This is a genomic window from Xanthobacter sp. SG618, from assembly GCF_012932745.1.
Taxonomy (GTDB): Bacteria; Pseudomonadota; Alphaproteobacteria; order Rhizobiales; family Xanthobacteraceae; genus Xanthobacter; species Xanthobacter flavus.
The window spans coordinates 741492-766171 of record NZ_JABBHL010000002.1 but is presented as its reverse complement, the minus strand read 5'-3'; the positions used below and the strand labels follow the sequence as shown (position 1 = coordinate 766171).

General features: G+C 69.2%; 20 protein-coding genes. 11 read left to right on the top strand and 9 right to left on the bottom strand.

Features of this window, described 5'->3' with window-relative positions:
* Nucleotides 1-166: 166 nt before the first annotated feature.
* The 3 genes from FHT36_RS08955 to FHT36_RS08945 all read right to left on the bottom strand — a co-directional run bounded on the left by FHT36_RS08955 (nucleotide 167) and on the right by FHT36_RS08945 (nucleotide 5743).
* The gene (locus tag FHT36_RS08955) at nucleotides 167-3376 is read right to left on the bottom strand and encodes an efflux RND transporter permease subunit (protein ID WP_169122104.1); all 3210 of its coding nucleotides are present in this window, start codon (nucleotides 3374-3376) and stop codon (nucleotides 167-169) included.
* A gap of 232 nt (nucleotides 3377-3608) precedes the next feature.
* Entirely contained in the window at nucleotides 3609-4874 is a 1266-nt protein-coding gene (locus FHT36_RS08950) for an efflux RND transporter periplasmic adaptor subunit (RefSeq protein ID WP_169122103.1), read from the bottom strand.
* A 26-nt stretch (nucleotides 4875-4900) separates the two neighbouring features.
* Entirely contained in the window at nucleotides 4901-5743 is an 843-nt protein-coding gene (locus FHT36_RS08945) for an alpha/beta hydrolase fold domain-containing protein (RefSeq protein ID WP_169122102.1), read from the bottom strand.
* A gap of 152 nt (nucleotides 5744-5895) precedes the next feature.
* Between FHT36_RS08945 and FHT36_RS08940 the strand changes: the two genes are divergently transcribed.
* Nucleotides 5896-6816: a LysR family transcriptional regulator gene (locus FHT36_RS08940; RefSeq protein WP_169122101.1), complete on the top strand. Its 921-nt coding sequence runs from the start codon at nucleotides 5896-5898 to the stop codon at nucleotides 6814-6816.
* A 9-nt stretch (nucleotides 6817-6825) separates the two neighbouring features.
* Here FHT36_RS08940 and FHT36_RS08935 read toward each other — a convergent pair whose 3' ends face one another.
* Entirely contained in the window at nucleotides 6826-7488 is a 663-nt protein-coding gene (locus tag FHT36_RS08935) for a sulfite oxidase-like oxidoreductase (RefSeq protein WP_169122100.1), read from the bottom strand.
* Between the two features lie 122 nt (nucleotides 7489-7610).
* Between FHT36_RS08935 and murB the strand changes: the two genes are divergently transcribed.
* The 8 genes from murB to recN all read left to right on the top strand — a co-directional run bounded on the left by murB (nucleotide 7611) and on the right by recN (nucleotide 18227).
* A complete protein-coding gene (murB, locus tag FHT36_RS08930) occupies nucleotides 7611-8570 on the top strand; it encodes a UDP-N-acetylmuramate dehydrogenase (RefSeq protein ID WP_246702093.1) in 960 nt (319 codons plus the stop codon).
* 106 nt (nucleotides 8571-8676) lie between these two features.
* Nucleotides 8677-9597, top strand: a complete 921-nt coding sequence (locus FHT36_RS08925; RefSeq protein WP_024281278.1) for a D-alanine--D-alanine ligase — start codon at nucleotides 8677-8679, stop codon at nucleotides 9595-9597.
* Between the two features lie 176 nt (nucleotides 9598-9773).
* On the top strand, nucleotides 9774-10592 hold the full coding sequence (locus FHT36_RS08920; protein ID WP_210257634.1) for a cell division protein FtsQ/DivIB: 819 nt from the start codon (nucleotides 9774-9776) through the stop codon (nucleotides 10590-10592).
* Nucleotides 10589-11914: a cell division protein FtsA gene (gene ftsA, locus FHT36_RS08915; protein WP_210257633.1), complete on the top strand. Its 1326-nt coding sequence runs from the start codon at nucleotides 10589-10591 to the stop codon at nucleotides 11912-11914. Before FHT36_RS08920 ends, ftsA begins: the two co-directional genes overlap by 4 nt.
* A gap of 85 nt (nucleotides 11915-11999) precedes the next feature.
* A complete protein-coding gene (gene ftsZ / locus FHT36_RS08910) occupies nucleotides 12000-13784 on the top strand; it encodes a cell division protein FtsZ (protein ID WP_169122099.1) in 1785 nt (594 codons plus the stop codon).
* A gap of 476 nt (nucleotides 13785-14260) precedes the next feature.
* Nucleotides 14261-15196, top strand: coding sequence for a UDP-3-O-acyl-N-acetylglucosamine deacetylase (lpxC, locus tag FHT36_RS08905; protein ID WP_169122098.1), 936 nt, complete (start codon nucleotides 14261-14263; stop codon nucleotides 15194-15196).
* A gap of 484 nt (nucleotides 15197-15680) precedes the next feature.
* Nucleotides 15681-16538, top strand: a complete 858-nt coding sequence (locus FHT36_RS08900) for an outer membrane protein assembly factor BamD (RefSeq protein ID WP_237354789.1) — start codon at nucleotides 15681-15683, stop codon at nucleotides 16536-16538.
* Nucleotides 16539-16544: 6 nt separating this feature from the next.
* Entirely contained in the window at nucleotides 16545-18227 is a 1683-nt protein-coding gene (gene recN, locus FHT36_RS08895; protein WP_169122097.1) for a DNA repair protein RecN, read from the top strand.
* An 18-nt stretch (nucleotides 18228-18245) separates the two neighbouring features.
* Here the strand turns inward: recN and arfB are convergent, their stop codons facing one another.
* On the bottom strand, nucleotides 18246-18668 hold the full coding sequence (gene arfB, locus FHT36_RS08890) for an alternative ribosome rescue aminoacyl-tRNA hydrolase ArfB (protein ID WP_169122096.1): 423 nt from the start codon (nucleotides 18666-18668) through the stop codon (nucleotides 18246-18248).
* Nucleotides 18669-18723: 55 nt separating this feature from the next.
* Entirely contained in the window at nucleotides 18724-19842 is a 1119-nt protein-coding gene (locus FHT36_RS08885; RefSeq protein ID WP_246702092.1) for a GNAT family N-acetyltransferase, read from the bottom strand.
* 322 nt (nucleotides 19843-20164) lie between these two features.
* On the opposite strand from FHT36_RS08885, the gene FHT36_RS08880 reads away from it, so the two are divergent.
* Complete coding sequence (locus FHT36_RS08880; RefSeq protein ID WP_169122095.1) at nucleotides 20165-20773, top strand: hypothetical protein; 609 nt, start codon at nucleotides 20165-20167, stop codon at nucleotides 20771-20773.
* A gap of 24 nt (nucleotides 20774-20797) precedes the next feature.
* Here the strand turns inward: FHT36_RS08880 and FHT36_RS08875 are convergent, their stop codons facing one another.
* The gene (locus FHT36_RS08875; RefSeq protein WP_169122094.1) at nucleotides 20798-22330 is read right to left on the bottom strand and encodes a YifB family Mg chelatase-like AAA ATPase; all 1533 of its coding nucleotides are present in this window, start codon (nucleotides 22328-22330) and stop codon (nucleotides 20798-20800) included.
* A gap of 143 nt (nucleotides 22331-22473) precedes the next feature.
* On the opposite strand from FHT36_RS08875, the gene FHT36_RS08870 reads away from it, so the two are divergent.
* The gene (locus tag FHT36_RS08870) at nucleotides 22474-23256 is read left to right on the top strand and encodes a class I SAM-dependent methyltransferase (protein WP_210257631.1); all 783 of its coding nucleotides are present in this window, start codon (nucleotides 22474-22476) and stop codon (nucleotides 23254-23256) included.
* Nucleotides 23257-23262: 6 nt separating this feature from the next.
* On the opposite strand, the gene FHT36_RS08865 is transcribed toward FHT36_RS08870, so the two are convergent.
* Nucleotides 23263-23574 carry a polyhydroxyalkanoic acid system family protein gene (locus FHT36_RS08865; RefSeq protein ID WP_169122093.1) on the bottom strand — a complete coding sequence of 104 codons (312 nt, stop codon included), beginning with the start codon at nucleotides 23572-23574 and terminating at the stop codon, nucleotides 23263-23265.
* Between the two features lie 124 nt (nucleotides 23575-23698).
* Nucleotides 23699-24643, bottom strand: a complete 945-nt coding sequence (gene gshB, locus FHT36_RS08860; protein ID WP_024281265.1) for a glutathione synthase — start codon at nucleotides 24641-24643, stop codon at nucleotides 23699-23701.
* Between the last annotated feature and the right edge of the window lie 37 nt (nucleotides 24644-24680).

Below are 24680 nucleotides of genomic sequence, written 5' to 3'. Positions count from 1 at the left end.
TGAATGCAATTTCCCTGATTATATGAATATGTGAACCGCGTTTCCAGCGATCTCCTAAGTGTTCAGCGCAGTAAAAAAGCTCCGGCATCTTGCGGTGCCGGAGCTGTGCAGGCGGGTGAGCGGTCTGGAGGCTGGTCTGGGCCCGGAATAGTGGGTTGGCCGCCTCCTACTCCCCCGGCTGGAGCGCGTGGGGGGCGTGCGCGGCCGGCGTGCTCCCTGCCGGGCCGTGCCCATGCTGAGTGAGCGGCCGGTTGCCGGCCAGGCCCCGCAGCATCACGTAGAAGACCGGCGTGAGGAAGATGCCGAACACCGTCACGCCGATCATGCCGGCGAACACCGCCGTGCCCATGGCCTGCCGCATCTCCGCACCCGCACCGATGGAGGTGACGAGGGGCACTACGCCCATGATGAAGGCGAGGGAGGTCATCAGGATGGGGCGAAGCCTCAACCGGCTCGCCTCGATGGCCGCCTGGACCGGCGTGCGGCCCTCGAATTCCAGCTCGCGGGCGAATTCCACGATCAGGATCGCGTTCTTCGCCGAGAGCCCCACCAGCACCACGAGGCCGATCTGGGTGAAGACGTTGTTGTCCCCGCCCGCGAGCCACACGCCGGTCATGGCGGCGAAGAGGCCGGTCGGCACGATCATGATGATGGCGAGCGGCAGCATCAGGCTTTCGTACTGCGCCGCCAGCACCAGGAAGACGAGGAAGATGGCGAGCGGGAACACGAACACCGCCGAATTGCCGGCCAGGATGTCCTGGTAGGTCAGCTCGGTCCATTCGAAGGAGAAGCCCTTGGGCAGGGTCTCCTTGGCGATCCGCTCCACCGCCTGCTGCGCCTCGCCCGAGGAGAAGCCCGGGGCGGCGCCGCCGTTCACGTCGGCGGAGAGGAAGCCGTTGTAGCGCATGGCCCGCTCCGGCCCCGCCGACGAGCGCACCTTGAGCAGCGCCGAGAGCGGGATCATCTCGCCGGTCTGCGAGCGCACCTTCAGCGTGCCCACGTCCTCGGCGCGGGCGCGGAAGGGGGCATCGGCCTGGACGCGCACCGTGTAGGTGCGGCCGAACTTGTTGAAGTCGTTCACATAGGACGAGCCGAGATAGATCTGCATGGTCTCGAACACGTCGGTGACGGCCACATTCAGCTGGCGCGCCTTCACCCGGTCGATGTCGGCGAAGAGCTGCGGCACGTTTACCTGATAGGAGGAGAACAGGCCGGCCAGTTCCGGTGCCTGCCGGGCGGCGCCGAGGAAGGCCTTGGTGGCCTCGTCGAGGGCGGCATAGCCGAGGCCGGCGCGATCCTCGATCTGGAACTTGAAGCCGCCGATGGTGCCGAGCCCCTGCACCGGCGGGGGCGGGAACATGGCGATCATCGCATCCGGGATGCCGGCGAACTTGCCGTTCAGCTTCATGGCGATGGCATTGCCGTTCAGCGACGGGTCGCGGCGCGCCTCGAATTCGTCGAGGCCGACGAAGACGATGCCGGAGTTGGACGAGTTGGTGAAGCCGTTGATGGACAGGCCCGGGAAGGCGATGGCCGACTTCACGCCCGGCTCCTTCAGGGCGATGTCGCTCATCTTGCGGATCACCTCCTCGGTGCGGTCGAGGGTGGCGCCATCGGGCAGCTGGGCGAAGCCGACGAGATACTGCTTGTCCTGCCCCGGCACGAAGCCGGGGGGCACCGCCTTGAACAGCACGCCGGTCATCGCCACCAGCACGATGTAGAGGCCGAGCATCAGCACCTTCTGCCCGATGACGCGGCGCACGATGCCGCCATAGGCGCCGGAGCCGCGCACGAAGGCCTTGTTGAAGCCGCGGAAGAACCAGCCGAAAAGCCGGTCCATGGTGCGGGTGAGCCAGTCCTTCGGCGCGTCATGACCCTTCAGCAGCAGTGCCGACAGAGCGGGCGAGAGGGTCAGGGAGTTGACGGCCGAGATCACCGTCGAGATGGCGATGGTGAGGGCGAACTGCTTGTAGAACTGGCCCGTCAGGCCGGTGATGAAGGCGAGCGGCACGAACACCGCGATCAGCACGAGGGCGATGGCGATGATGGGGCCGGACACCTCGCGCATGGCCTTGTAAGTGGCCTCGCGCGGGGAGAGTCCGCCCTCGATGTTGCGCTCCACATTCTCCACCACCACGATGGCGTCATCCACCACGATGCCGATGGCGAGCACCAGGCCGAACAGCGTCAACGCATTGATGGAGAAGCCGAACACGTACATCACCGCGAACGTGCCGACGATAGAGACGGGCACCGCGAGCAGCGGGATGATGGAGGCCCGCCAGGTCTGGAGAAACACGATCACCACCAGCACCACCAGCGCGACGGCTTCCAGCAGCGTGTGGACCACGGCGTCGATGGAGGCGCGCACGAACTGGGTGGTGTCGTAGACGATGGAATAGTCCACGCCCTCCGGCATGTTCGCCTTGATCTCGTCCATCACGAGCCGGACGTCGTCGGCGATGCGGATGGCGTTGGAGCCGGGCGCCTGGAAGATCGGCACGGCCACCGCCTGGGTGTTGTTGAGCAGCGAGCGCAGGGCATATTCGGACGCACCAAGCTCGATGCGCGCCACGTCCTTCAGCAGCACGATCTCGCCGTTGGTGCCGCTCTTCACCACGATGTTGGCGAACTCCTCCTCGTTGGCGAGGCGGCCCTGCGCGTTGATCGAGAGCTGGAGATCGAGACCCGGCGCCCCGGGCGATGCGCCGACCACGCCGGCCGCCGCCTGTACGTTCTGGGCGCGGATTTCGCGCACCACGTCGGCGGCGGAAAGGCCGTGCTCGGCCACCTTCTGCGGGTCGAGCCAGATGCGCATGGAATAGTCGCCGGCGCCGAACAGCTGCACCTGCCCCACGCCGTCGATGCGGGCGAGGCGGTCCTTCACGTTCAGCACCGCGTAGTTGCGCAGATAGGTCGTGTCGTAGCGGTTGTTGGGCGAGATGAGGTGGACGACCATGGTGAGGTCGGGCGAGGACTTCACCGTGGTCACGCCGAGGCGCCGCACTTCTTCCGGCAGGCGGGGCTCAGCCTGCGAGATGCGGTTCTGGACGAGCTGCTGCGCCTTGTCCGGGTCGGTGCCCAGCTTGAAGGTGACGGTCAGCGTCATGATGCCGTCGGTGGTGGCCTGGCTCGACATGTAGAGCATGCCCTCGACGCCGTTGATGGATTCCTCCAGCGGGGTCGAGACCGTTTCGGCGATCACCTTGGGGTTGGCGCCGGGATAGGTGGCGCGCACCACCACCTGCGGCGGCACCACCTCCGGATATTCGGAGATGGGCATGGCCCGCATGGCGATGAGGCCGGCGAGGAAGATGAGAACGGAGAGCACGCCGGCGAAGATCGGGCGGTCGATGAAGAATCTGGACAGGTTCATGGAACCCTCCCGCCTCGGGGCGGCTGGATGAAAGGGGCGGAACGCGGGACGCAACCGGCCGTCCCCGCAGCGGTCTGCGCGCGGGGTCGGTTCGGCAATTGGGGGTGAGGGGCTGCGCCGGACGAGGGGGCGATTACGCCCGGCGCAGCCCTCTCCCGACCCCCTCCGTGCGGGGAGGGGGCGAGGCGAATTCGCTGGAGGCCCTCCCGGTCTTGGCCGGGAAGGCGGTACGTCAGTTCGTGCGGGTCGCCGCCGCTTCGCTCACGCGCATGGCGACGGGTTCGGGCGTCACCGCCGCGCCGGGGCGCACCCGGTGCAGGCCGTTGACGACCACGCGCTCGCCGGCCGCAAGACCGTTGGTGACGACACGCAGGCCGTCCACGGGAGCGCCGAGGGTCACCTCGCGCCACACGGCCTTGTTGGAGGCATCGACCACGAACACGAACTTCTTGTCCTGGTCCGTGCCCACGGCCCGCTCGCTCACGAGCACGGCGGGCGCGGCCTTGGGCTGGCCCATCTCCAGCCGCACGAACTGGCCCGGCAGGAGTCGTCCGTCCGGATTGGAGAAGCGGGCGCGGACCCGCACCGTGCCGGTGCGCGGATCGACCTGGTTGTCCACCAGCTGCATGACGCCTTCCACCGGCGGCACGCCGGAGGCGAGGGTCATCAGCACTGGGATCTGGTCGAGCCGGTCGGCCACGTCCCCGCCGCCGCCGAGCCCGGCGAGGGCACGGGCGACGGTCGCCTCGTCGGCGCTGAAGCTGGCGTAGATGGGATCAACCGAGACGAGGGTGGTGAGCACTGGCGCGCCGGGGCCGGCGGCCACGAGATTGCCCACCGTGATCTCCGACTTGCCGACCCGGCCCGACACGGGGGCGCGGACCTTGGTGTAAGAGAGGTTGAGCTTCGCCGCGGCGAGCTTCGCCTGCGCGGCCCTGAGCCCGGCCTCCGCGGCGCGCTGGCCGTTGAGGCGCTCGTCCAGGGTGCTCTGGGAGAGCGTCTTGGTGGTGAACAGCTTCTCGCCGCGCTCCAGCTCGTTGCGGGCTAGGTCGAGGCGGGCCTGGACGGAGGCGACCTGCGCCTCGGCCTCGGCCACGTCGGCCTCATAGGGCTCGGGATCGATGGAGACGAGGAGTTCGCCCTCCCTCACCAGCGCCCCCTCGCGGAAATGCACCGCCTTGATGGCACCGGCGACGCGGGATCGCACCTCCACCCGCTCCACCGCTTCCAGGCGACCGGAGAAGGTGTCGAACAGGCGCGCATCGCGCTGCTCCACGGTGGCCACCGAGACCGGCACGGCCGGCGGGGCCGCCGCCGCGGCGGGCTTGTCGGCATGGGCGCCGCCCTCCTTGGGCAGGCCATAGAGCACGCCGAACACCGCGAGGAGCGCAGCGGTGCCCAGCAGCAGGGCCTCCCGCAGGCGCGGCTTCCTTGCGGCGGGCTTGGTGGACTGGAGGGTGGGGGGCGTGTCGTTCGGAGCGGAATTCGGGGCGGTCATGAGGGCAGTCCTTGGCGGTCGGTCTGTCAGAGGACGGCCGGATCGGCCTTGAGCCGACCGGACCGTGAAGCGGGACGCGTGGAAACGAAGAAATCGCGGAACAGGTCGCGCATCGCGCTGCTCCAGGCGGCCGGTTTCGGCGCCGGACACGAAATGCTGTCGGGCCATTCGGTCGGCCCCGGCAGGATATGCACGCAGGTGAGCACGCCGGCCGAGGCGAGCGCGTCGGCGTAGCGCCGGCTCTCGTCGCACATGGGGCAGTCCTCCGCGCTCACCACCAGAGCCGGCGGCAGCGCGCCGAGGCGGGAGGAGGCGAGGGGCGCGGCATAGGGATGGGCCGCCTTCTCGGGCGAGCCGAGATAGGTCTGCCAGCCGTCCGCCCACTTGCAGCCGCAGCTGCCGGCATCGGCGCGGCGGATGGAGGCGGTGGCGAGGCTGGGATCAAGCATGGGCGAGACGAGAATCTGCCCGGCGATGGGGGGGGAGCGCTGGTCACGCGCCATCATGGCGAGGCCGGCGGCGAGGTTGCCACCCGATTCCTCCCCCGCGAGATAGAGCGGTGCGCCGCGCCCGGCGAGGGCCGCCCGGCGGCGGTAGACGTCGGTGACGGCGGCAAACAGCGCGGTGAGGGCGAAGGGAAACGGGTGCTCGCAGGCAAGCGGATAATCCGCCGAGACCACCACCGCCCCGGCCGCCGCGAGAATGCCGGAGATATAGGCCCCGTATTCCAGATTGCCGCTGGTGAACGCGCCGCCATGAAGGTGGAAGACGAGCGGCGCGAACCCCTTCGCCGGACGCGACCCATAGAGCCGCGCCGGCAGCGCGCCGGTCCCGGTCTCGAGGGTGATGGTCTGGCTGATCGGGGTCATCTGTCTCGTCCTTGCGTGCGCATGAGCCGATCCGCGGCTCTCACGCCCTTGTGCGATGCAGAAACCATATTGGCGATCTAGAAGGGGATAAACCGCGAGTTCATGAGTTCATTGTTCACACGAAGGAACAATGGTGCATTTGAGGGCCGAGGATGGACCAGCTTGCTGCAATGCGCGCCTTCACCCGCGTGGTGGAAACCGGCAGCTTCACCCGCTCCGCCGACCTCCTGCGGATGCCCAAGGCGACGCTGACCAAGCACGTCCAGACGCTGGAGGCGCACCTGCAGACCCGCCTCCTCAACCGCACCACGCGCCGGGTGACGGTAACGCCCGACGGGGCGGCCTATTACGAGCGGGCGCTCGCCATTCTCCACGACATCGACGAACTCGACGGCTCGCTCTCTTCGGCGCAGGCGGTGCCGCGCGGCAAGCTGCGCATCGACATCTCGCCTTCCCTTGCCACCCGGCTGCTGATGCCGGCGCTGCCGGATTTCGTCGACCGCTATCCCGACATCACGCTCGACGTGGGCTGCACCGACCGGCCCGTGGATCTGCTTAGCGAGAATGTCGACTGCGTGATCCGCGTCGGCGAGATCCAGGATCCGAACCTCGTGGCCCGGCGCATCGGCGTGCTGCGCTTCATCACGGTAGCCTCGCCCGGCTACATCGCGCGGTACGGCGCCCCGCAGCATCCCCTCGATTTCGAGGAGACGCACAAGCTGATCCGCTATTTCAGCGCCCAGAGCGGCCGGTATCACCCCTTTGACTTCACGCGGGGCGACGAGGTGGTGGAGCTGTCCGGGCGCTACAGCGTCGCCACCAATGACGGCAATGCCTACATCGCCGCCGCGCTGGCCGGGCTCGGGGCGATCATGTCACCGGTTTTCCAAGTGGAAGAGCACCTTGCGTCGGGCACGCTGGTGCCGATCCTCACCGAGTGGGAGGCCGGCGAAATGCCCATCCACGTGGTCTATCCGCCCAGCCGGCATCTCACCAGCCGGCTGCGCGTGTTCGTGGACTGGGTGGCCGAGCTCTTCGCCCGTTCCGAGGTTACCCGCCGCCGGGCGGCGTGAGCGCGCGGACTAGTCGTCCGAATAGCGCTGCTCGCCCCACGGGTCGCCGCGCATGTGATAGCCGCGCTCTTCCCAGAAGCCGGCCTTGTCGCGGGCGATGAACTCGATCGCCTTGATCCACTTGGCGCTTTTCCAGAAATAGAGGTGCGGCACCACGAGGCGCGCCGGGGCGCCGTGCTCCTGCGTCAGGGGCCGGCCTTCCCAGCTGTGGGCGATGAGCGCGTCCTCGGAGGCGAAGTCGGCCAGGAGCAGGTTGGTGGTGTAGCCGTCATAGCTGTGCAGCATCACCGCCGCCGCATGGGGCGCGGGGCGCGCCACTTCGAGCAGGTCGCGGGTGAGCACCCCTTCCCACGTATTGTCGTAGCGCGACCAGGTGGTGACGCAGTGGATGTCGCTGAGGCTGCGGCTCTGGGGCAGCGCCGAGAAGGCGGCCCAGTCGAGCGAGAGGGCGTTCTTCACCGCGCCGGTAACGTCGAGGCGGAAGGATTCGCGCGTCACCACGGGCTGGAGGCCGAGGTCGAGCACCGGCCAGTCGCGCACCAGATGCTGGCCGGGCGGCAGGCGCTCGGCATCCGGGCGGGCGATGCGGCCGGTCAGGAAGCGGCCTTCCTCGGCCCAGCGTTGCTTGGTGGTGGTGAGCTTGGTGTCGGGGGGGAGCGCGTCTTCGCTCATGGTGGGGCAGCTCCAGGCGAACGGAGCCGCATGATGCCACGGCCGTGGCCGGTGGGGAAATCGCCCGGCTTGCCCTGTCGCCGCATGTGTGGGAGAGGCACGCCCGAAGGACCGGTGACACCATGAGCATGGCCGAGACCGGCGGGGCGGCCCCCGCCGCATTCCCTGATCTTCTGCCCGCCCTGCGGCCGCTGCTGCCGGAACTGCGCGGCACACTTAACGCCAATGCGCCGCTCGCCGATTTCACCTGGTTCCGCGTCGGCGGCCCGGCCCAGCTCCTGTTCCTGCCGGCCGATGCCGACGACCTCGCCTATCTCCTGTCCCATATCCCGGCCGATCTGCCGGTGACGGTGATCGGCCTCGGCTCCAACCTCATCGTGCGCGATGGCGGCGTGCCCGGCGTGGTGATCCGCCTCGGCCGCGGCTTTACCGACGTGAGCGTCGAGGGCACGCGCATCGTCGCGGGCACCGGCGTGCCGGACGTGAAGGTGGCGCGCGCGGCGGCGGATGCGGGGCTCGCCGGCTTCTCCTTCCTGCGCGGCATTCCCGGCGCCATCGGCGGCGCCCTGCGCATGAATGGCGGCGCCTATGGTGGCGAGACCAAGGACGTTCTGGTGGAGGCGGAGGGCGTCACCCGCGCCGGCGCGAAGGTGCGGTTCACCAATGCCGACATGGGATTCACCTACCGCCATTGCGGCGTGCCGGATGACGTGATCTTCACCCGCGCCGTCTTCGAAGGCCGCCCCGGTGATCCCACGGAGATCGCGGCCGAGATGGCCAAGATCACTGAGAGCCGGGAGGCGACCCAGCCCATCAAGAGCCGCACCGGCGGCTCCACTTTCAAGAACCCGCTCGGCACCAGCGCCTGGAAGCTGGTGGACGCCGCCGGCTGCCGGGGCCTCATCATCGGCCGCGCGCAGGTTTCGGAGCTGCACACCAACTTCCTCATCAATCTCGGCGGCGCTACGGCGGCGGAGATCGAGGGGCTGGGCGAGGAGGTGCGCCGGCGGGTGAAGGAGACCTCCGGCGTGACGCTGGAGTGGGAGATCAAGCGGATCGGCCTTCCGCTCCCGCCGGCCTGAGCTATTAGCAAAACCTAAAACCGGACCGCGCCATGGTGCTGGCGCAAAGCTGCTCTCTTCAGAGCAGGCGCCGGCGCGCGCCGGATTCGGAACGGGAATGACGTCGATGGCCAAACACGTGGCGGTGCTGATGGGCGGATGGTCCTCCGAGCGGGAGGTGTCGCTCAATTCCGGCGCCGCCTGCGCCGCCGCCCTCGAAGGCGCCGGCTACCGCGTGACGCCGGTCGACGTGGGCCGCGATGTCGCCGAGGTGCTGGCGCGGCTCAAGCCGGACGTGGTGTTCAACGTGCTGCACGGCGCGCCGGGCGAGGACGGCACCATCCAGGGCATCCTCGAAATCCTGCGCATCCCCTACAGCCATTCCGGCGTGCTGGCCTCGGCGCTCGCCATGGACAAGGCGCAGGCGCGCATCATGCTGGCCGCCGCCGGGGTGCCGGTGGCGAAGGGCGGGCTGGTCAGCCGGGCCGCGGCCGCCAAGGCCCATGCCATGGAACGGCCCTACGTGCTGAAGCCCAATACCGGCGGCTCCAGCGTCGGCGTCTTCATCGTGCGCGAGGATCAGGAGCATCCGCCGCAGGAATTGACGCGCGAGGACTGGACCCTCGGCGAAAATCTTCTTGTGGAGGAATTCATCGCCGGGCTCGAGCTGACCTGCGCCGTGATGGGCGACAAGGTCTTCGATGTCATTGAAATCGAATCGACGCAGGCGTTTTACGATTACGAAAGCAAGTATGCACCGGGCGGCTCGCGCCACATCCTTCCGGCCCGCATTTTACCTGAAATTTACCAACGGGTGCAGATGTTAAGCCTCACGGCGCATCGAGCTCTCGGGTGCCGGGGGGTGTCGCGGAGCGATTTTCGCTTCGACCCGTCGAAGGGCGATGCCTCTGGCCTCGTCTGTCTCGAGGTCAACACCCAGCCCGGCATGACGCGGACGTCTCTGGTGCCAGAACTGGCCGCTCACGCGGGCATCTCATTCGGCGAGCTTGTGACATGGATGGTGGAGGACGCGTCGCTGGATCGCTAGGACCCCGCCCCGGCGCGGGCAGGCGACCCCCGCAGCGCCCCGGTGCAGGCTATGGCGCAAGGCCCGATGCCGCGCCCCGCGCCCCCGCGCCGCCCCCCGGGCGGCACAAGCGCCTCGCCATCGACACCCGGCCCGCCAGCCGGCTCGCGCTTTTCCTGCGCCGCCTGTCGGTGCGCATGTCCACCTCGCGCCTCGGCCGGCGCAGCGCCAGCCTCCTCGCCATCGCGGTGATCGGCGGCTTCTCCGCCTACGGCACGGTGCTCGGCGGCCATGTGGAAGAGGCGAAGGGCATTGTCATCGACGTGGCGGACGCCGCCGGCAACCTCGCCGGCTTCAAGGTGAAGGAAGTCAACATCGCCGGGCACAATCACGTCACGCCGGCGCAGATCCTGGAGACGGCGGGCATCAAGTCCTCCACGTCCATCCTCTTCCTGAACGCGGACGAGATGCGCGCGCGCCTCGAGGCGATGCCGTGGATCGCCAGCGCCAGCGTGCGCAAGTTCTATCCCGACCGGATCGAGATCGCGATCACCGAGCGCCAGGCCTATGCGCTCTGGCAGGTCAATGGCGAGATCAAGGTGATCGCCCGCGACGGCATCCCCATCGCGCCCTATTCGGACGATCCGCGCTACGTGCAGCTGCCCATCGTGGTGGGCGAAGGCGCGCAGAACCATGTCGGCGAGATCGTCGACGCGCTGGCCCGCCTGCCCGCTCTCAAGGAACAGGTGCGCGCCGCCATCTTCGTCGCGGAGCGGCGCTGGACGCTGAAGACCCGCAACGGCATCGACGTGCGCCTGCCGGAAGAGAATCTGGAGGGCGCCCTCGTCGCCCTCATGGACCTCGACCGCGAGAAGAAACTGCTCAGCCGCGACATCACCATCGTCGACCTGCGCCTGCCGGATCGCGTGGTGGTGCGCCAGTCCGACGCTGCCGCCGCCGCCCGCGCCGAAATGCTCAAGGCCCGCGCCAAGGCAAAGAAGGGAGGCCCCGCATGAGGGGACGGCTCGCCCAGGGCTTCGCGCCGAAGATGCGCCCGCTGCCGCCGAAAAAGGGCGGCATCGTCGGGGTGCTCGACATCGGCACCAGCAAGGTGGTTTGCGCCATCGCCCGGCTGAAGCCGCGCGGCGCATCCGACGTGCTGACGCGGCGCACCCACGCCATCGACGTGCTCGGCATCGGCCACACCCGCGCCCACGGCATCAAGGGCGGGGCGGTGGTGGACATGGCGAAGGCGGAACTCGCCATCCGCCAGGCGGTGGACATGGCCGAGCGCGCCTCGGGGGTGCAGATCGCCTCGGTGGTGGTCGGCGTCTCCGGCGGCCGGCTCGCCTCCCAGCACTACGAGGCCGCGGTGCGCCTCTCCGCCCCGGCGGTGGAGGAATTCGACATCCGCCGGGTGCTGGAAGCCGCCTCCACCTATGCGGTGGGCGATGGCCGCGCCGTGATGCACGCGCTGCCGGTGGGCTATTCGCTGGACGGCCGGCGCGGCATCGGCGAGCCGTGCGGCATGCTCGGCCGCGAGCTTGGCGCCGACATGCATGTCATCACCGCCGACCTCACCGCGCTGAAGAATCTCGTGCTGTGCGTCGAGCGCTGCCATCTCTCCATCGAGGCCATGGTGGCGGCGCCCTATGCGGCGGCGCTCTCCTCGCTCACCGACGACGAGATGGAACTGGGCGTCACCCTCATCGACATGGGCGCCGGCACCACCACCTTCTCCATCGTCGCCGGCGGCCACTGCGTCTATGTGGACGGCGTGGCGCTGGGCGGCCAGCACATCACCAACGACGTGGCCCGCGGCATGCCCGCGCGCCTTGCCGATGCCGAGCGTCTGAAGGCGCTGCACGGCGCCGTGGTGGCGGTCTCCTCCGACGATCACGACATGCTGACCGTGCCGCCCTTGTCGGGTGATTCGCGCGACCAGCCGCACATGGTCCCGAAGTCCCGGCTCGTCACCATCGTGAAGCCGCGGGCGGAGGAAATCGTCGAACTGTTGCGCGATCGCCTCAGGGCCTCCGGCCATGCCGGGGATGCCGGCCGGCGCATCGTGCTCACGGGCGGCGCGGCGCAGCTTCAGGGGCTTGCCGATCTCGTGGCGCGGGTCATCGGCCCGCAGGTCAGAATCGGCCGCCCGCTTGGCGTTTCCCGTCTTCCCGAGGCTGCGCGCGGCGCGGCCTTCGCGGTGACGGCAGGTCTTCTCGTCTATCCGCAGGTGGCAGGGCTCGAGCATTTCGAGCCGCGCCGGCGGCAGGCGGCAGTGGGTGAGGGACCGGGCTATTTCGGTCGCGTCGGCCGCTGGCTGAAGGACAGCTTTTAGACATGGTTAACGAAAGCTGCCGTAACAAAGAGGTCATCAAGGATTCGCGAGCGGCGGACAGGGCCGATCGGGACGGAGCAATAGCATGACGATCAACCTTCAGATGCCCGACATTCGTGAGCTTCGTCCCCGGATCACGGTGTTCGGTGTGGGCGGCGCCGGCGGCAACGCCGTTAACAACATGATCACCTCCGGGCTCCACGGCGTGGAGTTCGTGGTGGCGAACACCGATGCCCAGGCCCTCGCCCTCACCAAGGCCGAGCGCGTGGTGCAGATGGGCGTGGCGGTGACCGAGGGTCTCGGCGCCGGCTCCCAGCCGGAGGTCGGCCGGGCCGCCGCCGAAGAAGTCATCGACGAAATCCGCGACCACCTGTCCGGCTCGCACATGGTCTTCATCACCGCCGGCATGGGCGGTGGCACCGGCACCGGCGCTGCCCCCGTGGTGGCCCGCGCGGCCCGCGAGCTCGGCATCCTGACTGTCGGCGTGGTGACCAAGCCCTTCCACTTCGAGGGCCAGCGCCGCATGCGCGTCGCCGAGCACGGCATCAGCGAGCTGCAGAAGAGCGTCGACACCCTCATCGTCATCCCGAACCAGAACCTGTTCCGGGTGGCGAACGAGAAGACCACCTTCGCCGACGCCTTCGCCATGGCCGACCAGGTGCTCTATTCGGGCGTCGCCTGCATCACCGACCTGATGGTGAAGGAAGGCCTCATCAACCTCGACTTCGCCGACGTGCGCGCCGTGATGCGCGACATGGGCAAGGCGATGATGGGCACGGGCGAAGCCTCCGGCGACAAGCGCGCCATCCAGGCCGCCGAGGCCGCCATCGCCAACCCGCTGCTGGACGAGACCTCCATGCGCGGTGCCGGCGGGCTGCTGATCTCCATCACCGGCGGCAAGGACATGACCCTGTTCGAGGTGGACGAGGCCGCGACCCGCATCCGCGAGGAAGTGGACCCCGACGCCAACATCATCCTCGGCGCGACCTTCGACGAGATGCTGGACGGCATCATCCGCGTCTCGGTGGTGGCCACCGGGATCGACCCGGCGGTGATCCCCGAGCAGCTCCAGCCGGTCGCCGACCGCTTCCCTGAGCTCGCCGGTCGCAAGATCTCCAACGCCGGCCGGGCTGCCGTCGAGGCCACCCGCGAGGCGCAGATCCGCAGCGCCGTGGCCGCGATCCAGGCCGAAGACCTGATCGCCATGGAAGACGCCGCCCAGAAGGGCCAGGCCCCGCAGGCCTATGCGCCCCAGTCCTATGCCCCGCCGGCCCAGCCCCAGCAGGCTCCGGCCGACCGCGCCGTCGCCATCGACGACGTGACCATCCGCACCGCGCCGCCCAAGCCCACCTATTTCGCCGAGCCGGAGCCCGCGCCCCAGCCCGCGCCGATGGTGGAGGACGAGTTCGCCCCCTACATCCCGCCGGCCGGCCAGCGTCCGCGTTCCCCGCGCATGCCCCGTGTCGACGAGCTGCCGCTGCCCGCGCAGAACCAGATCCGCGCCCAGCGGGGTGAGCCGCCGGTGGAGCAGGCCCAGCCGGACAAGAAGCGCATGACCCTTCTGCAGCGTCTTGCGCACGTTGGTCGCCGCGAGGAGCCCGAACCCGAGCCCGCGCGCCGCGAACAGCCCAGCATGCGGGCCCCCGAGCGTCGTCCCGAGCAGCAGCGTCCCGATCCCCGCGGTGAAGGCCGTGGCGAGCCGCGCGATGCCCGCCCGACCATGCCCTCGCGTGGCGGTGAGCCGCCGGTGTCCGAGTTCGCCAAGCGTCCGCCCATGCGTCCGGCCGCCGAAGTGCCCTCGCGTCCCGGCCCGCACCATGACGACGACCAGCTGGAAATCCCGGCTTTCCTGCGTCGCCAGGCGAACTGAAGTTCGATGAAGGCTTAGCCGGCGCCGGTCTCCCCGGTGCCGGCTGCCGGCCGCCCTCCGGCCGTTTTCGCGTCCATTCCGCGGCAGCCGATCAGACGCCCACGCGCTGGCTTGAGCACGCTGCAACCTTGTGGCTTTCGCGCCACATCTCTCCCGATTCGTGTGGCTTCACCCCTGCGGAAGGCTGTAACAGAGGCCTCTCCGGCACCTTGAAACTTGCCGCTAACTATCTGATAGTTAATGGGAAATTGATAAAGGGTGTTCGTAACAGAGGGTAAGCAAGCGTGATTTGGCGTCACCCCCCGTGACGACTAGGGTGCACCCATCCTGAGGGACCGACTCGCCGACTGTGTTGACAATTTCTTTGTACAACCGGGGCGAAAGTTGGGACCCAAAGTGAAGGTTTGAGGGAAGGAGTGCGGCAAGCGGGACACACCCGTTAGCCGGAAACTTCCCCGAAACGGGACGCACCAAAGATGCAGACCACTCTGGCTCGTGAAATCGCACTCAAGGGTGTCGGCGTTCACGCCGGGGTCGAAGCGACCATCACCCTGAAGCCCGCGTCCGCGAACACTGGTGTCGTCTTCATCCGCTCCTTCGCCGATCAGGCGCCCCGCAAGGCCACCGTCAGCCGCCGTTCCGTGCAGGCCACCGACCTCGCCACCGTTCTCGGCGATCGCTCTGGCGCCCTTGTCTCCACCGTCGAGCACGTCCTCGCGGCCCTGAGCGGCCTCGGCGTGGACAATGCCACGGTCGAGATCGACGGCCCCGAAGTTCCGATCCTCGACGGCAGCGCGGGCGATTTTGTGGCCGCCATCGACGCCGCTGGCGTCACCGAAGTGCGCGGCCGCCGCAAGTTCCTCAAGGTGCTCAAGCCCGTCCGCGTCGAGAACGGCGCGTCCTTCGGCGAGCTTCTGCCCTACGAAGCCGGTTTCCGCCTCGAGGTGGAGATCGAGTTCGGACACGATCTCATCGGCCGCCAGCGCTTCGCCGCCACCATGTCTCCGGCCGTGTTCCGCCGTGAGCTGGCTTCGGCCCGCACCTTCGGCTTCCTCAAGGATGTGGAGCGCCTGCGCTCTGCCGGCTACGCCCGCGGCGCCGCCCTTGAGAACACGGTCTGCCTCGACGAGAGCGGCGTGCTGAACCCCGACGGCCTGCGCTTCTCCGACGAATTCGTCCGCCACAAGGCGCTCGACGCGGTGGGCGACCTCGCCCTCGCCGGGATGCCCCTGATGGCGCGCTACCGCTCCTTCCGCGGCGGCCACAAGCTGAACTTCCAGGTGGTGGACGCCCTGCTCGCCGACCGCGCCAACTATGCCATCGTCGAGGCTCCGGTCCGGCCCGTCCGCGACACCGTGGGTGCCGAGATCGGCGTGTCCAGCCCGGTGCCGGTGTTCGCCCCGGAAATCTGATCTTCCTCGCATCCTGAAGCTGCGGCGCCCCCTCGGGCGCCGCTTCTGTTTTGGCCGCCTGCGTCGCGGGCTCTGGCAGCCGCGCGCTTGCGAAGTTTTAACCTCGTCTCGATTTAGATGCCGCTCGCACCTCGCGCTGCGTGAGCCGGCGTGGCGGGGCGGCCACACTCCTGTCGCCGAAGGCGGGTGGGAGCGTCGGCCGCCACATTGCCGACTGAAAGCACCGATAGCGCGGAGGGGCTGTTTTCCTGCCGTGGCCGTGGGCGCGGGGGCCGAGGCATTCCGGACGCATGTAGGCGATGCCTGCGGCGGGCGGAAGTGAGGAAACGAGCAGGGGAGCGTGTCGAGGAGTGGGCGGAGGCGCCCGGCTGGCAGCCTGCCGGCCGAGCGGTTTTACCCGGCGCGATCCTTCGGTTACAAGCGGCGCCTTGAGGCGCGGGACGGAAGCTGAACCGTGATGCGATTCTTGAACGATGTCCTGCCCATGCGCACCCTTCTGCGAGGTGCCGCGCTGGCGTCCGCGCTCGTGCGCGGCGGGATGCTGGTGCTTGCCTTGGCCATGGGTCTCCTCGTCTCCGGCTGTGCCAGCGACAAGGACGACACCATTCCCCCCGACGAGCCGGCCGAGAAGATTTACAACGAGGGCCTCACCTTGCTGCGCCGGCAGGAGCCGGAAAAGGCAGCCAAGCGCTTCGAGGACGTGGACCGGGCCCACCCCTATTCGGAATGGGCGCGCAAGGCGCTGCTCATGACCACCTACTCGTATTTCGAGGCGGGCAAGTACGACGAGGCCATTGGCGTCGGAAAGCGCTACATCGCGCTCTATCCCGGCTCGGCTGACGCGGCCTATGCCCAGTATCTCGTCGCTTCGGCGCTCTACGAGAACATTCCCGACATCACCCGCGACCAGCGCAAGACGCGGCAGGCCCTCGACGCGCTCGAGGCCGTGGTGCGCAAGTATCCCAATACGGAATACGCGGCCACCGCGAAGCGGAAGATCGAAGTCGCGCGCGATCAGCTCGCCGGCAAGGAAATGGCCATCGGCCGTTACTATCTGGAGCAGCGCAACTACACGGGCGCCATCAACCGCTTCAAGGTGGTCGTGACCCAGTACCAGACCACGCGGCAGGTGGAGGAAGCCCTCTATCGCCTCACCGAGTGCTACATGGCCATGGGCATCATCGGCGAGGCGCAGACGGCGGCCGCCGTGCTTGGCTATAACTTCCCCGACAGCTCGTGGTATAAGGACGCCTACAAGCTGGTTCAGTCCGGTGGGGCCGAGCCGCAGGAGAACAAGGCGTCCTGGATCAGCCAGGCGTTCAAGAAGATGGGGCTTGGCTGATATTCCATGCTGGCGACGCTCTCGATCCGGGACATCGTCCTCATCGAGAAGCTCGATCTCACCCTGTCGGAGGGCCTCACGGTCCTGACCGGTGAGACGGGTGCCGGCAAATCGATACTGCTCGATGCCGTGTCCCTCGCCCTCGGTGGGCGGGGTGACGGCGCCCTGGTGCGCCACGGGCAGCCCAAGGGACAGGTGACGCTCACCTTCGATCTCGCCCTCGACCATCCCGCCCACGACATCCTTGCCGCCGCCGAACTGCCCGACGAGGGGCCGCTGGTGATTCGCCGCATCCAGATGGCTGACGGGCGCACCCGCGCCAGCGTCAACGAGGAGGCGGTGAGCGTGCAGACGCTGCGCCTCATCGGCGCGAGCCTCATCGAGCTGCACGGCCAGCACGCCGACCGCGCCATGGTGGATGCCGCGAGCCACCGGCTCCTGCTCGACGCCTTCGGTGGCCTCGCCGCGCAGGTCGCGGCCGTGGGCGACCTCTGGCGGGCATGGCGGACCGCCCTTGCCGAGGCGAAGGACGAGCGGGAGCGGCTGGAGATCGCCGCCCGCGAGGCCGACTTCATTCGTCACGCAGTGGAAGAACTCTCCGCGCTGGGCCCGGAGCCGGGCGAGGAACTGGCCCTGTCCGAGCGGCGCACCGCCATGATGCGATCGGAGAAGATCGCCGGCGATCTCGACGAGGCGCTGGATGCGGTCTCCGGTGGCAGCTCGCCCATACCCTCTCTGGCTGCCGCCGTGCGCCGGCTGGAGCGCCGGGCGGGCGAAGCGCAGGCGCTGGTGCGTCCGGCGGTCGAGGCCATCGACCAGGCGCTGGATGCGCTGGAGACGGCGCGCCAGCATCTGGAAGCCGCCCGTGCCGATGCGGCGTTCGACCCGCGCGAGCTGGAGCGGATCGAGGAGCGGCTGTTCGCGCTCCGCGCCGCCGCGCGCAAATATCATGTCAGTGCCGACGACCTGCCCGCCCTCGCCGCCCGCTACCAGTCCGACCTGGAGCGCCTCGACCGCAGCGCCGCGACGCTGGCGCGGCTGGAAGCGAGCGTGAACGAGGCCGGGGCAGCCTATCACGCCGCCGCGGAAGAGCTCTCCCGTGCCCGCCACAGCGCGGCCGCCGTGCTCGACAAGGCCGTCGCGGCGGAGCTGCCGCCGCTCAAGCTGGAGCGGGCGAGCTTCATCACCCGCGTCACCAGCGATCCCGCCGCGGCCGGGTCGGCCGGGCACGATCAGGTGGAATTCTGGGTGCGGACCAATCCCGGCACGCGGCCCGGCGCGCTGATGAAGGTGGCCTCCGGCGGCGAGCTGGCGCGCTTCCTCCTCGCGTTGAAGGTGGTGCTGGCGGATCGCGGCTCGGCTCCGACGCTGATCTTCGACGAGATCGACACCGGCGTGGGCGGCGCGGTGGCGGACGCTATCGGCCAGCGCCTCGGTCGCCTCGCGGAGCGGGTGCAGGTGCTGTGCGTCACCCACGCGCCGCAGGTGGCCGCCCGCGCGCGCAACCACCTCCTCATCGCCAAGGCGAGCGCCCAGGACGTGGTGGACCCGGACGCGCCCGTAACCACCCGCGTCAACGCCCTCACCGCCAGCACGCGGCGCGAGGAGATCGCCCGCATGCTCGCCGGCGCGACCGTGACGCAGGAGGCGCGGGCCGCCGCCGACCGCCTGCTGAAGGCGGCGCGCTGACCGGCTCCTGACGGCGCTTCAGTCCGCGTCCGGCTTCGATTGCCGCATGGATTTCACCTGGCCCCGCCGGTCCTTGGCGGCAAGGCGCCGTTCCTTGGAGGCGAGGGTGGGCCGCGTGGGCCGCCGCACGGGCATGACCACCGTGGCGGCGCGGATCAGCTCCACCAGCCGCTCGATGGCATCTTCCCGGTTGCGCTCCTGGGTGCGGAAGCGCTGGGCCTGGATGACGATGACGCCATCCTGCGTCATGCGCCGGCCGGCGAGGCGGGCGAGGCGCATCTTCACGCCCTCGGGCAGGTTGGGCGAGCGCGCCGCATCGAAGCGCAGCTGGACCGCGCTCGACACCTTGTTGACGTTCTGCCCGCCCGGCCCGGACGCACGCACGAAGGCGAGCTCGATCTCGTCCTCGGCGATGGCGATGCGGGGCGTGATCTCGATCATGGCGCCCTCTCCTGAGGGCGCAGCTTATGCACGGCCCGGCGCGGCCTGCCAACGCTCAGATGGCGTGGCGATTCGCGGTGGGGCCGAAATGCTCCACATAGCGGGGGCTGATGACCGAGACCGGCAGGATGATGAGAACGTCGGTGGTGCCGAACTGGTGGTCCACCACCGCGCCGTCGCCGACGAAGCCGCCGAGCCGCAGATAGCCCTTGATGAGGGGCGGCAGGGCCTGCAGCGCCTTCTTCATGTCGATGTCGGCCTTGGCCATGCGGTCCATGGAGACATGCCGGCCTTCGACGGCCCGCGCGCGCCATTCTTCCGGGGCCATGGCGTTGTGGTGCAGGAAGGACAGCGGCAGGTCGAGTTCCGCCGGATCCGTGCCCTCAAGGCTGGCGCAGCCGAACATGGCGTCGATCTTGTTGCGCAGGATGTAGGTCCACACCCCGTGCCACAGCAGCTCGACGGTCCGCTTGTTGCGGTAGGGCTTGAGCACGCAGGAGCGGCCGAGTTCCAGGAAGCGCAGGGTCGGATGGGCGGCGATGACCCCGCCCACGTCGAACTCGCCCTGGGTGTAGAAGCCGCCATGGCGGTTCGCCACCTCCTGCCGCAGCAGGCGGTACGTGCCGACCACCTTGGGCTTGCGCCGGCCGAGAACGATCTTCCCGGCGTCGTGGTCCAGCACCAGGATGTGGTCGCAGATGGTGTCGAAGCTGTCCATGTCGCGCCGGGCGAGGCGCGTGGTGGCGTCGGGCGTGGCCGACATCTCCTCGTAGAACACCTTGTAGCGCAGGCGCTGGGCGCGGCGCACGTCGCGCGCGGTGCGGGCGAGCCGCACCTCAAGCGCGCCGAGCCGGCCGAGGACGATGCTCTCGGGCTCTGTCGGCACCGCATCGCGGTGGCGCAGGCCCGAATAGGCGCGGAAATCCGTCACCAGCTTCTGCGGCCCGGGGAGCACCGGGCGGCCGGCGGGCGTCGCCTGCTGGGCGCGCAGGAAGGGGAAGGCGCCGGGCTCGGTGCCGACCATAGGCGCGGCGCCCTCGCGGCCGAAATCCTTCTTCAGGTCCTTGGCGAAGTCGCGGGCGAAATCCCGCGCGGCGTCGCGGGCGACGTCGAAGCCGCGGCCGAACAAAGCTGGCAGGTTGAAGCCGGGATCCGGTTGTCCCATTCGTTTCATCGCAACGACCCCCACTCCGGGCCGCCGCCGTCGGCGGGCGTGCCTCAACCAACGCTGGTATCGCCCTTCCGCCAGTCCGCCGCCGGGTCTTCCGGCCCGGCCGACGCGCCGCATTGGCTGCGAGGAGCGACCTGGAAGATGGCCCGCTTTTGCGGGTGCCCAGGACTTGAACGCCAGCATCACCATAGTTTTCCGACGCCACTGTGACAATGGGTGGACCGGTCGCGCCAGAGCCTTGCGATCGCGCCTTGCCGCTACGGTGCCCCAGGTGTTAGCGGCAGGGTGACGGCGCGTCGGCGCCTGTGATTCGTTGGGGGACACCATGACTTTCACGCGCATGCACCTTTCGGCCGCGCTCCTCGCCAGCTTCGCTTTTCTCGCGCCGGCGGGGGCGCAGGCGCAGCAGCGGCCGATGCCGGTGGAGGTGACGCAGGTGTTCGTGCAGGGCATCGGGCAGGTCAACGTGCTCGCCTACAAGGCCAAGTTCGTGTCGGCCGATCCCGTCACCCGCCGCGTGGTGCTGGAAGACCCCGCCGGCCGCCGCTGGGCGGTGATCGCGCCCCCGCTGCTCGGCGACCTCTCCTTGTACCGGGTGGGCGAGAACCTGCTCATCCGTGTCGCGCCGGGCGTCGTCACCGCGCTCGGCAAGGCGCATCAGGGCAAGCCGGGCGAGGTGATGGCCGAGGTCGCCATCAATGACGGCCTGCCGGGCTGGCCGGAGGGCTTCGGCATCCGCGAGGTCACGCTGACCTCCATCTTCGTGGGTCTCGACCCGGCCGCCGGCACCGTCACCTTCGAGGGTCCGGACGGCAATGTCCGCGTGGTGCGGGCGGCCAACGACAAGGTGCTCGCGGACGTGCAGAAGGTGCAGCCGGGCGACCTCGCCCAGATCACCTATATCGAGGGCCTCGCCGTCAACGCGATGCGTTGAGGCGGCGGTCGTTCCGCTCCCGGTCTAGGCCGCCGCCCGGGGCCGTTCGGCCGCGGCGCGATAGGCGAGGGCTTCCGCCAGATGGCGGCGGCCCACCCCCTCCGCACCTTCGAGATCGGCGAGGGTGCGCGCCACCTTCAGCACGCGATGGTAGCCACGGGCGCTGAGTCGCATGGCATCGGCGGCATCGCGGAGCAGCACCGCCCCGGCCGAATCGGGCGTCGCCACCGTCTCCAGCAACGGCCCGGAGGCCTCCGCATTGGTGCGCACATCGGGCCGGCCGAGGGCGGCGTAGCGCTCCAGCTGGATTTCCCGCGCCATGGCGACGCGCGCCGCCACCTCCCGCGAGCCTTCGGCCGGCGCCGGCAGCACGAGGTCCGAGGCCGAGACCGATGGCACCTCCAGATGGATGTCGATGCGGTCGAGGAACGGCCCGGAGAGCCGCGCCTGATATTCGTCGGCGCAGCGCGGCCCGCGCTTGCAGGTGAAGCCCGGCTCGCCGGCGCGACCGCAGCGGCAAGGGTTCATGGCGGCGATGAGTTGGAAGCGCGCGGGATAGGTGACGCGATGGTTGGCGCGGGCGATCAGCACCTCGCCCGTCTCCAGCGGCTGGCGCAGGGAATCGAGCACCTGCGGGGCAAATTCCGGCAGCTCATCGAGGAACAGCACGCCATTGTGGGCGAGAGAGACCTCGCCCGGCTTCGCCTTGGCCCCGCCGCCCACCATGGCCGCCATGCTGGCGGAGTGGTGCGGGGCGCGGAACGGGCGCCGGTCCATCAGCGCGCCGTCCTCGATGGTGCCGGCCACCGAGGCGATCATGGAGACGTCCAGCATCTCGGCCGGCGCCAAAGGCGGGAGGATGGAGGGCAGGCGCTGCGCCAGCATGGACTTGCCGGCCCCGGGCGGGCCGACGAACAAGAGATTGTGGCCGCCGGCCGCGGCCACCTCCAGCGCCCGCTTGGCGGTCTCCTGGCCCTTCACGTCCCGAAGGTCGAGCATAATATCTCCCGGCGGCTTCATCCGTGGCTCGGGCCGGCCCATCACCTGGCGGCCGGTCATGTGGTTGGCGAGCTGGATGAGGGATTGCGGGGCGAGGATGTCCATGTCCGGGCTGGCCCACGCGGCTTCGGCACCGCAGGGGGCGGGGCAGATGAGGCCGTGGCCCCGGGCGTTGGCGCCGATGGCCGCCGGCAGCACGCCTGCCACGGCCGCGATGGCACCGTCGAGCGCCAGCTCACCCACCACCGTGAAGCCGGAAAGCGCGTCACCGGGAATGGCGCCGATGGCCGCCATCAGGCCGAGCGCGATGGGCAGGTCGTAGTGGGAGCCTTCCTTGGGCAGGTCGGCGGGTGCCAGATTCACGGTGATGCGCCGCGCCGGAAGGGCGAGTCCTGATGCGATCAAGGCCGCGCGCACCCGCTCCTTGGCCTCGGTGACCGCCTTGTCCGGCAGGCCGACGATGGTGAAGGCCGGCAGGCCCGCGGCCACATGCACCTGCACATCCACCGGGCGCGCCTCGACGCCCTCGAACGCGACCGTCGCCACCCGCTGGATCACAGCCGCCCCCTGCCTGCTGCCTGTCTGCATCTCAAGGTAGCGGAGGGTCCCCACGCAGGCAAGAACGAAAGCGGAACAGGCGTGCTTGCGCCCGGCACCGCCGCGTCTATGCTGGAGGTAGCAAGAGGATTGGGAGAACGGAAATGGCCGCCGAAGGTGCAGGCGTGCGCAGTCATGAGGCTCATGTGGTCGAGATGTTCGGCCCGCAGGCGGCGGCCTATGTGGCGAGCGCCGTCCATGCGCGGGGCGCTGATCTCGATGCCCTGAAGTCCCTGGTGGAGGAGGCGCGGCCCGCCCGGCTGCTCGATCTCGGCTGCGGCGGCGGGCATGTGAGCTTCACCGCCGCGCCCTTCGCAGGCGAGGTGGTGGCCTACGATCTGTCCGAGGACATGCTGGGCGCCGTCGCGGCCGAGGCCAAGACGCGCGGCCTTGCCAACATCGCCACGCGGCAGGGCGTCGCCGAGCGCCTGCCCTTCGCCGATGGCAGCTTCGACATGGTGGCCTCGCGCTACAGCGCGCATCACTGGCGCGACGTGCCGCAGGCGCTCGCGGAGGTGCGGCGGGTGGTGAAGGCCGGCGGACAGTTCGTCATGATGGACGTGATCGCCCCCGAATGGCCGGTGGCCGACACTTTCCTGCAAACCGTGGAGTTGCTGCGAGATCCCTCCCACGGGCGGGACTACAGCGCCTCCGAATGGACCCGCCTCGCCGAGGAGGCGGGGTTCCGGGTGGTGCGCACGGCGCACCGGCGCCTGAGGCTGGAGTTCGCCTCCTGGGTGGCGCGCATCCGCACGCAGGAACTGCACGTCGCCGCCATCCGCTCGCTGATGGCGGGCGCGAGCGCGGATGTGGCGGCTCATTTCGAGTTCGAGGCGGACGGCTCCTTCTCCATCGACACGCTGACGATGGAGCTGGAGACGGCCTGAGCCGGCCTATTTCTTCTCCAGCATCAGGCGGCCCTGCTTCTGGATGAGATCCTTCGCCTTGCGGGCGACCAGATCCAGCATGAAGGGCAGCTCCACGGAGAGATGCACCGCGTCGTCCGCCACCTGGAGCTTGCCGCTCGCCGTCTGTCCCAGCGCGGCGATGCGGAAGTTCAGGTGATCGCCCGTCCAGTTTTCTTCGATAATGGAGATGTGGCGCGAGAAGCGCTCGCGTACCCCTGACAACCCCACTTGCAGGCGCCGTGTCGCCTCGGCCTTGCCCAGGCGGTGGGGGATGGAGGCGGTGAAGGGCTGTCCCATGAATCGGTCCTGTTATGTCCCGGCGGTGCGTTTCGTGGGACAGCGCCTGTCCCCGCACAGCGGTTCGCGCGGCGGGCCTTGGGGGCCGCCGCGACAAAGTTGGAGCTTGAGGGCTGGTGTGGCCTCAGGCGGCGCGGCGGGCCTCGATGCGGTCCCAGATCTGCGCGGCGATGTCCGGTCCGCCCAGCCGCTTGATGGCGCGCAGGCCGGTGGGGGAGGTCACGTTGATCTCGGTGAGGTTGCCGTCGATCACGTCGATGCCGACGAAGATGAGCCCCTTCTCACGCAGCGAGGGGCCGATGCGGGCGCAGATTTCCAGTTCGCGATCAGTGAGGTCGGTGGGCCGCGCCGCACCGCCGCGCACCATGTTGGAGCGTAGGTCGCCCTCGCTCGGCACCCGGTTCACCGCGCCCGCCGCCTCGCCGTCCACCAGGATGATGCGCTTGTCGCCGTGCTTCACCGCCGGCAGGAAGCGCTGGATCACCCACGGTTCGCGGAAGGTGGCGGAGAAGAGATCGTAGAGCGAGCCGAAATTGAGGTCGTCGGCGGTGAGGCGGAACACGGCGGCGCCGCCATTGCCGTAGAGCGGCTTCATCACCACGTCGCCGAACTCGGCGCGGAAGGCCTTGATCTCGGCGAGGTCGCGCGAGATCAGGGTCGGCGGCATCAGGTCCGGAAATTCGGTGACGAAGATCTTTTCCGGCGCGTTGCGCACATGGCCGGGGTCGTTCACCACCAGCGTCTTCGGGTGGATGCGCTCCAGCAGGTGGGTCGCCGTCACATAGGCCATGTCGAAGGGCGGATCCTGACGCATCAGCACCACGTCCATCTCGGTGAGCGGAATGCGCTCGCGCGCGCCGAGGGTGAAGTGGGCACCGGCCTCGTCCTGAACGGTCAGCGGCTCCACGGCGGCGAACACTTCGCCGTCGCGCATGGCCATGCGGTCGGGCGTGTAGTGGAACAGCGCATGGCCCCGCCGCTGCGCCTCCAAAAGGAGGGCGAAGGTGGAATCCCCTTGAATATTGATGCTGGCAATGTGGTCCATCTGGACCGCGACCTTCAGGGCCATGGCAATCTCCCGCTGCCCCATGGGGGCTTGGATCCTA

Excerpts from the sequence above, each read along its gene's own strand:
- FHT36_RS08950 (WP_169122103.1), bottom strand. The coding sequence starts at position 4,874 with ATGACCGCCCCGAATTCCGCTCCGAACGACACGCCCCCCACCCTCCAG.
- FHT36_RS08885 (WP_246702092.1), bottom strand. The coding sequence starts at position 19,842 with ATGAAACGAATGGGACAACCGGATCCCGGCTTCAACCTGCCAGCTTTG.
- FHT36_RS08935 (WP_169122100.1), bottom strand. The coding sequence starts at position 7,488 with ATGAGCGAAGACGCGCTCCCCCCCGACACCAAGCTCACCACCACCAAG.
- FHT36_RS08955 (WP_169122104.1), bottom strand. The coding sequence starts at position 3,376 with ATGAACCTGTCCAGATTCTTCATCGACCGCCCGATCTTCGCCGGCGTG.
- FHT36_RS08925 (WP_024281278.1), top strand. The coding sequence starts at position 8,677 with ATGGCCAAACACGTGGCGGTGCTGATGGGCGGATGGTCCTCCGAGCGG.
- gshB (WP_024281265.1), bottom strand. The coding sequence starts at position 24,643 with ATGGCCCTGAAGGTCGCGGTCCAGATGGACCACATTGCCAGCATCAAT.
- lpxC (WP_169122098.1), top strand. The coding sequence starts at position 14,261 with ATGCAGACCACTCTGGCTCGTGAAATCGCACTCAAGGGTGTCGGCGTT.
- ftsA (WP_210257633.1), top strand. The coding sequence starts at position 10,589 with ATGAGGGGACGGCTCGCCCAGGGCTTCGCGCCGAAGATGCGCCCGCTG.
- recN (WP_169122097.1), top strand. The coding sequence starts at position 16,545 with ATGCTGGCGACGCTCTCGATCCGGGACATCGTCCTCATCGAGAAGCTC.
- arfB (WP_169122096.1), bottom strand. The coding sequence starts at position 18,668 with ATGATCGAGATCACGCCCCGCATCGCCATCGCCGAGGACGAGATCGAG.
- FHT36_RS08900 (WP_237354789.1), top strand. The coding sequence starts at position 15,681 with ATGCGCACCCTTCTGCGAGGTGCCGCGCTGGCGTCCGCGCTCGTGCGC.
- FHT36_RS08880 (WP_169122095.1), top strand. The coding sequence starts at position 20,165 with ATGACTTTCACGCGCATGCACCTTTCGGCCGCGCTCCTCGCCAGCTTC.
- FHT36_RS08865 (WP_169122093.1), bottom strand. The coding sequence starts at position 23,574 with ATGGGACAGCCCTTCACCGCCTCCATCCCCCACCGCCTGGGCAAGGCC.
- FHT36_RS08945 (WP_169122102.1), bottom strand. The coding sequence starts at position 5,743 with ATGACCCCGATCAGCCAGACCATCACCCTCGAGACCGGGACCGGCGCG.
- FHT36_RS08940 (WP_169122101.1), top strand. The coding sequence starts at position 5,896 with ATGGACCAGCTTGCTGCAATGCGCGCCTTCACCCGCGTGGTGGAAACC.
- FHT36_RS08870 (WP_210257631.1), top strand. The coding sequence starts at position 22,474 with ATGGCCGCCGAAGGTGCAGGCGTGCGCAGTCATGAGGCTCATGTGGTC.
- murB (WP_246702093.1), top strand. The coding sequence starts at position 7,611 with ATGAGCATGGCCGAGACCGGCGGGGCGGCCCCCGCCGCATTCCCTGAT.
- FHT36_RS08920 (WP_210257634.1), top strand. The coding sequence starts at position 9,774 with ATGTCCACCTCGCGCCTCGGCCGGCGCAGCGCCAGCCTCCTCGCCATC.
- ftsZ (WP_169122099.1), top strand. The coding sequence starts at position 12,000 with ATGACGATCAACCTTCAGATGCCCGACATTCGTGAGCTTCGTCCCCGG.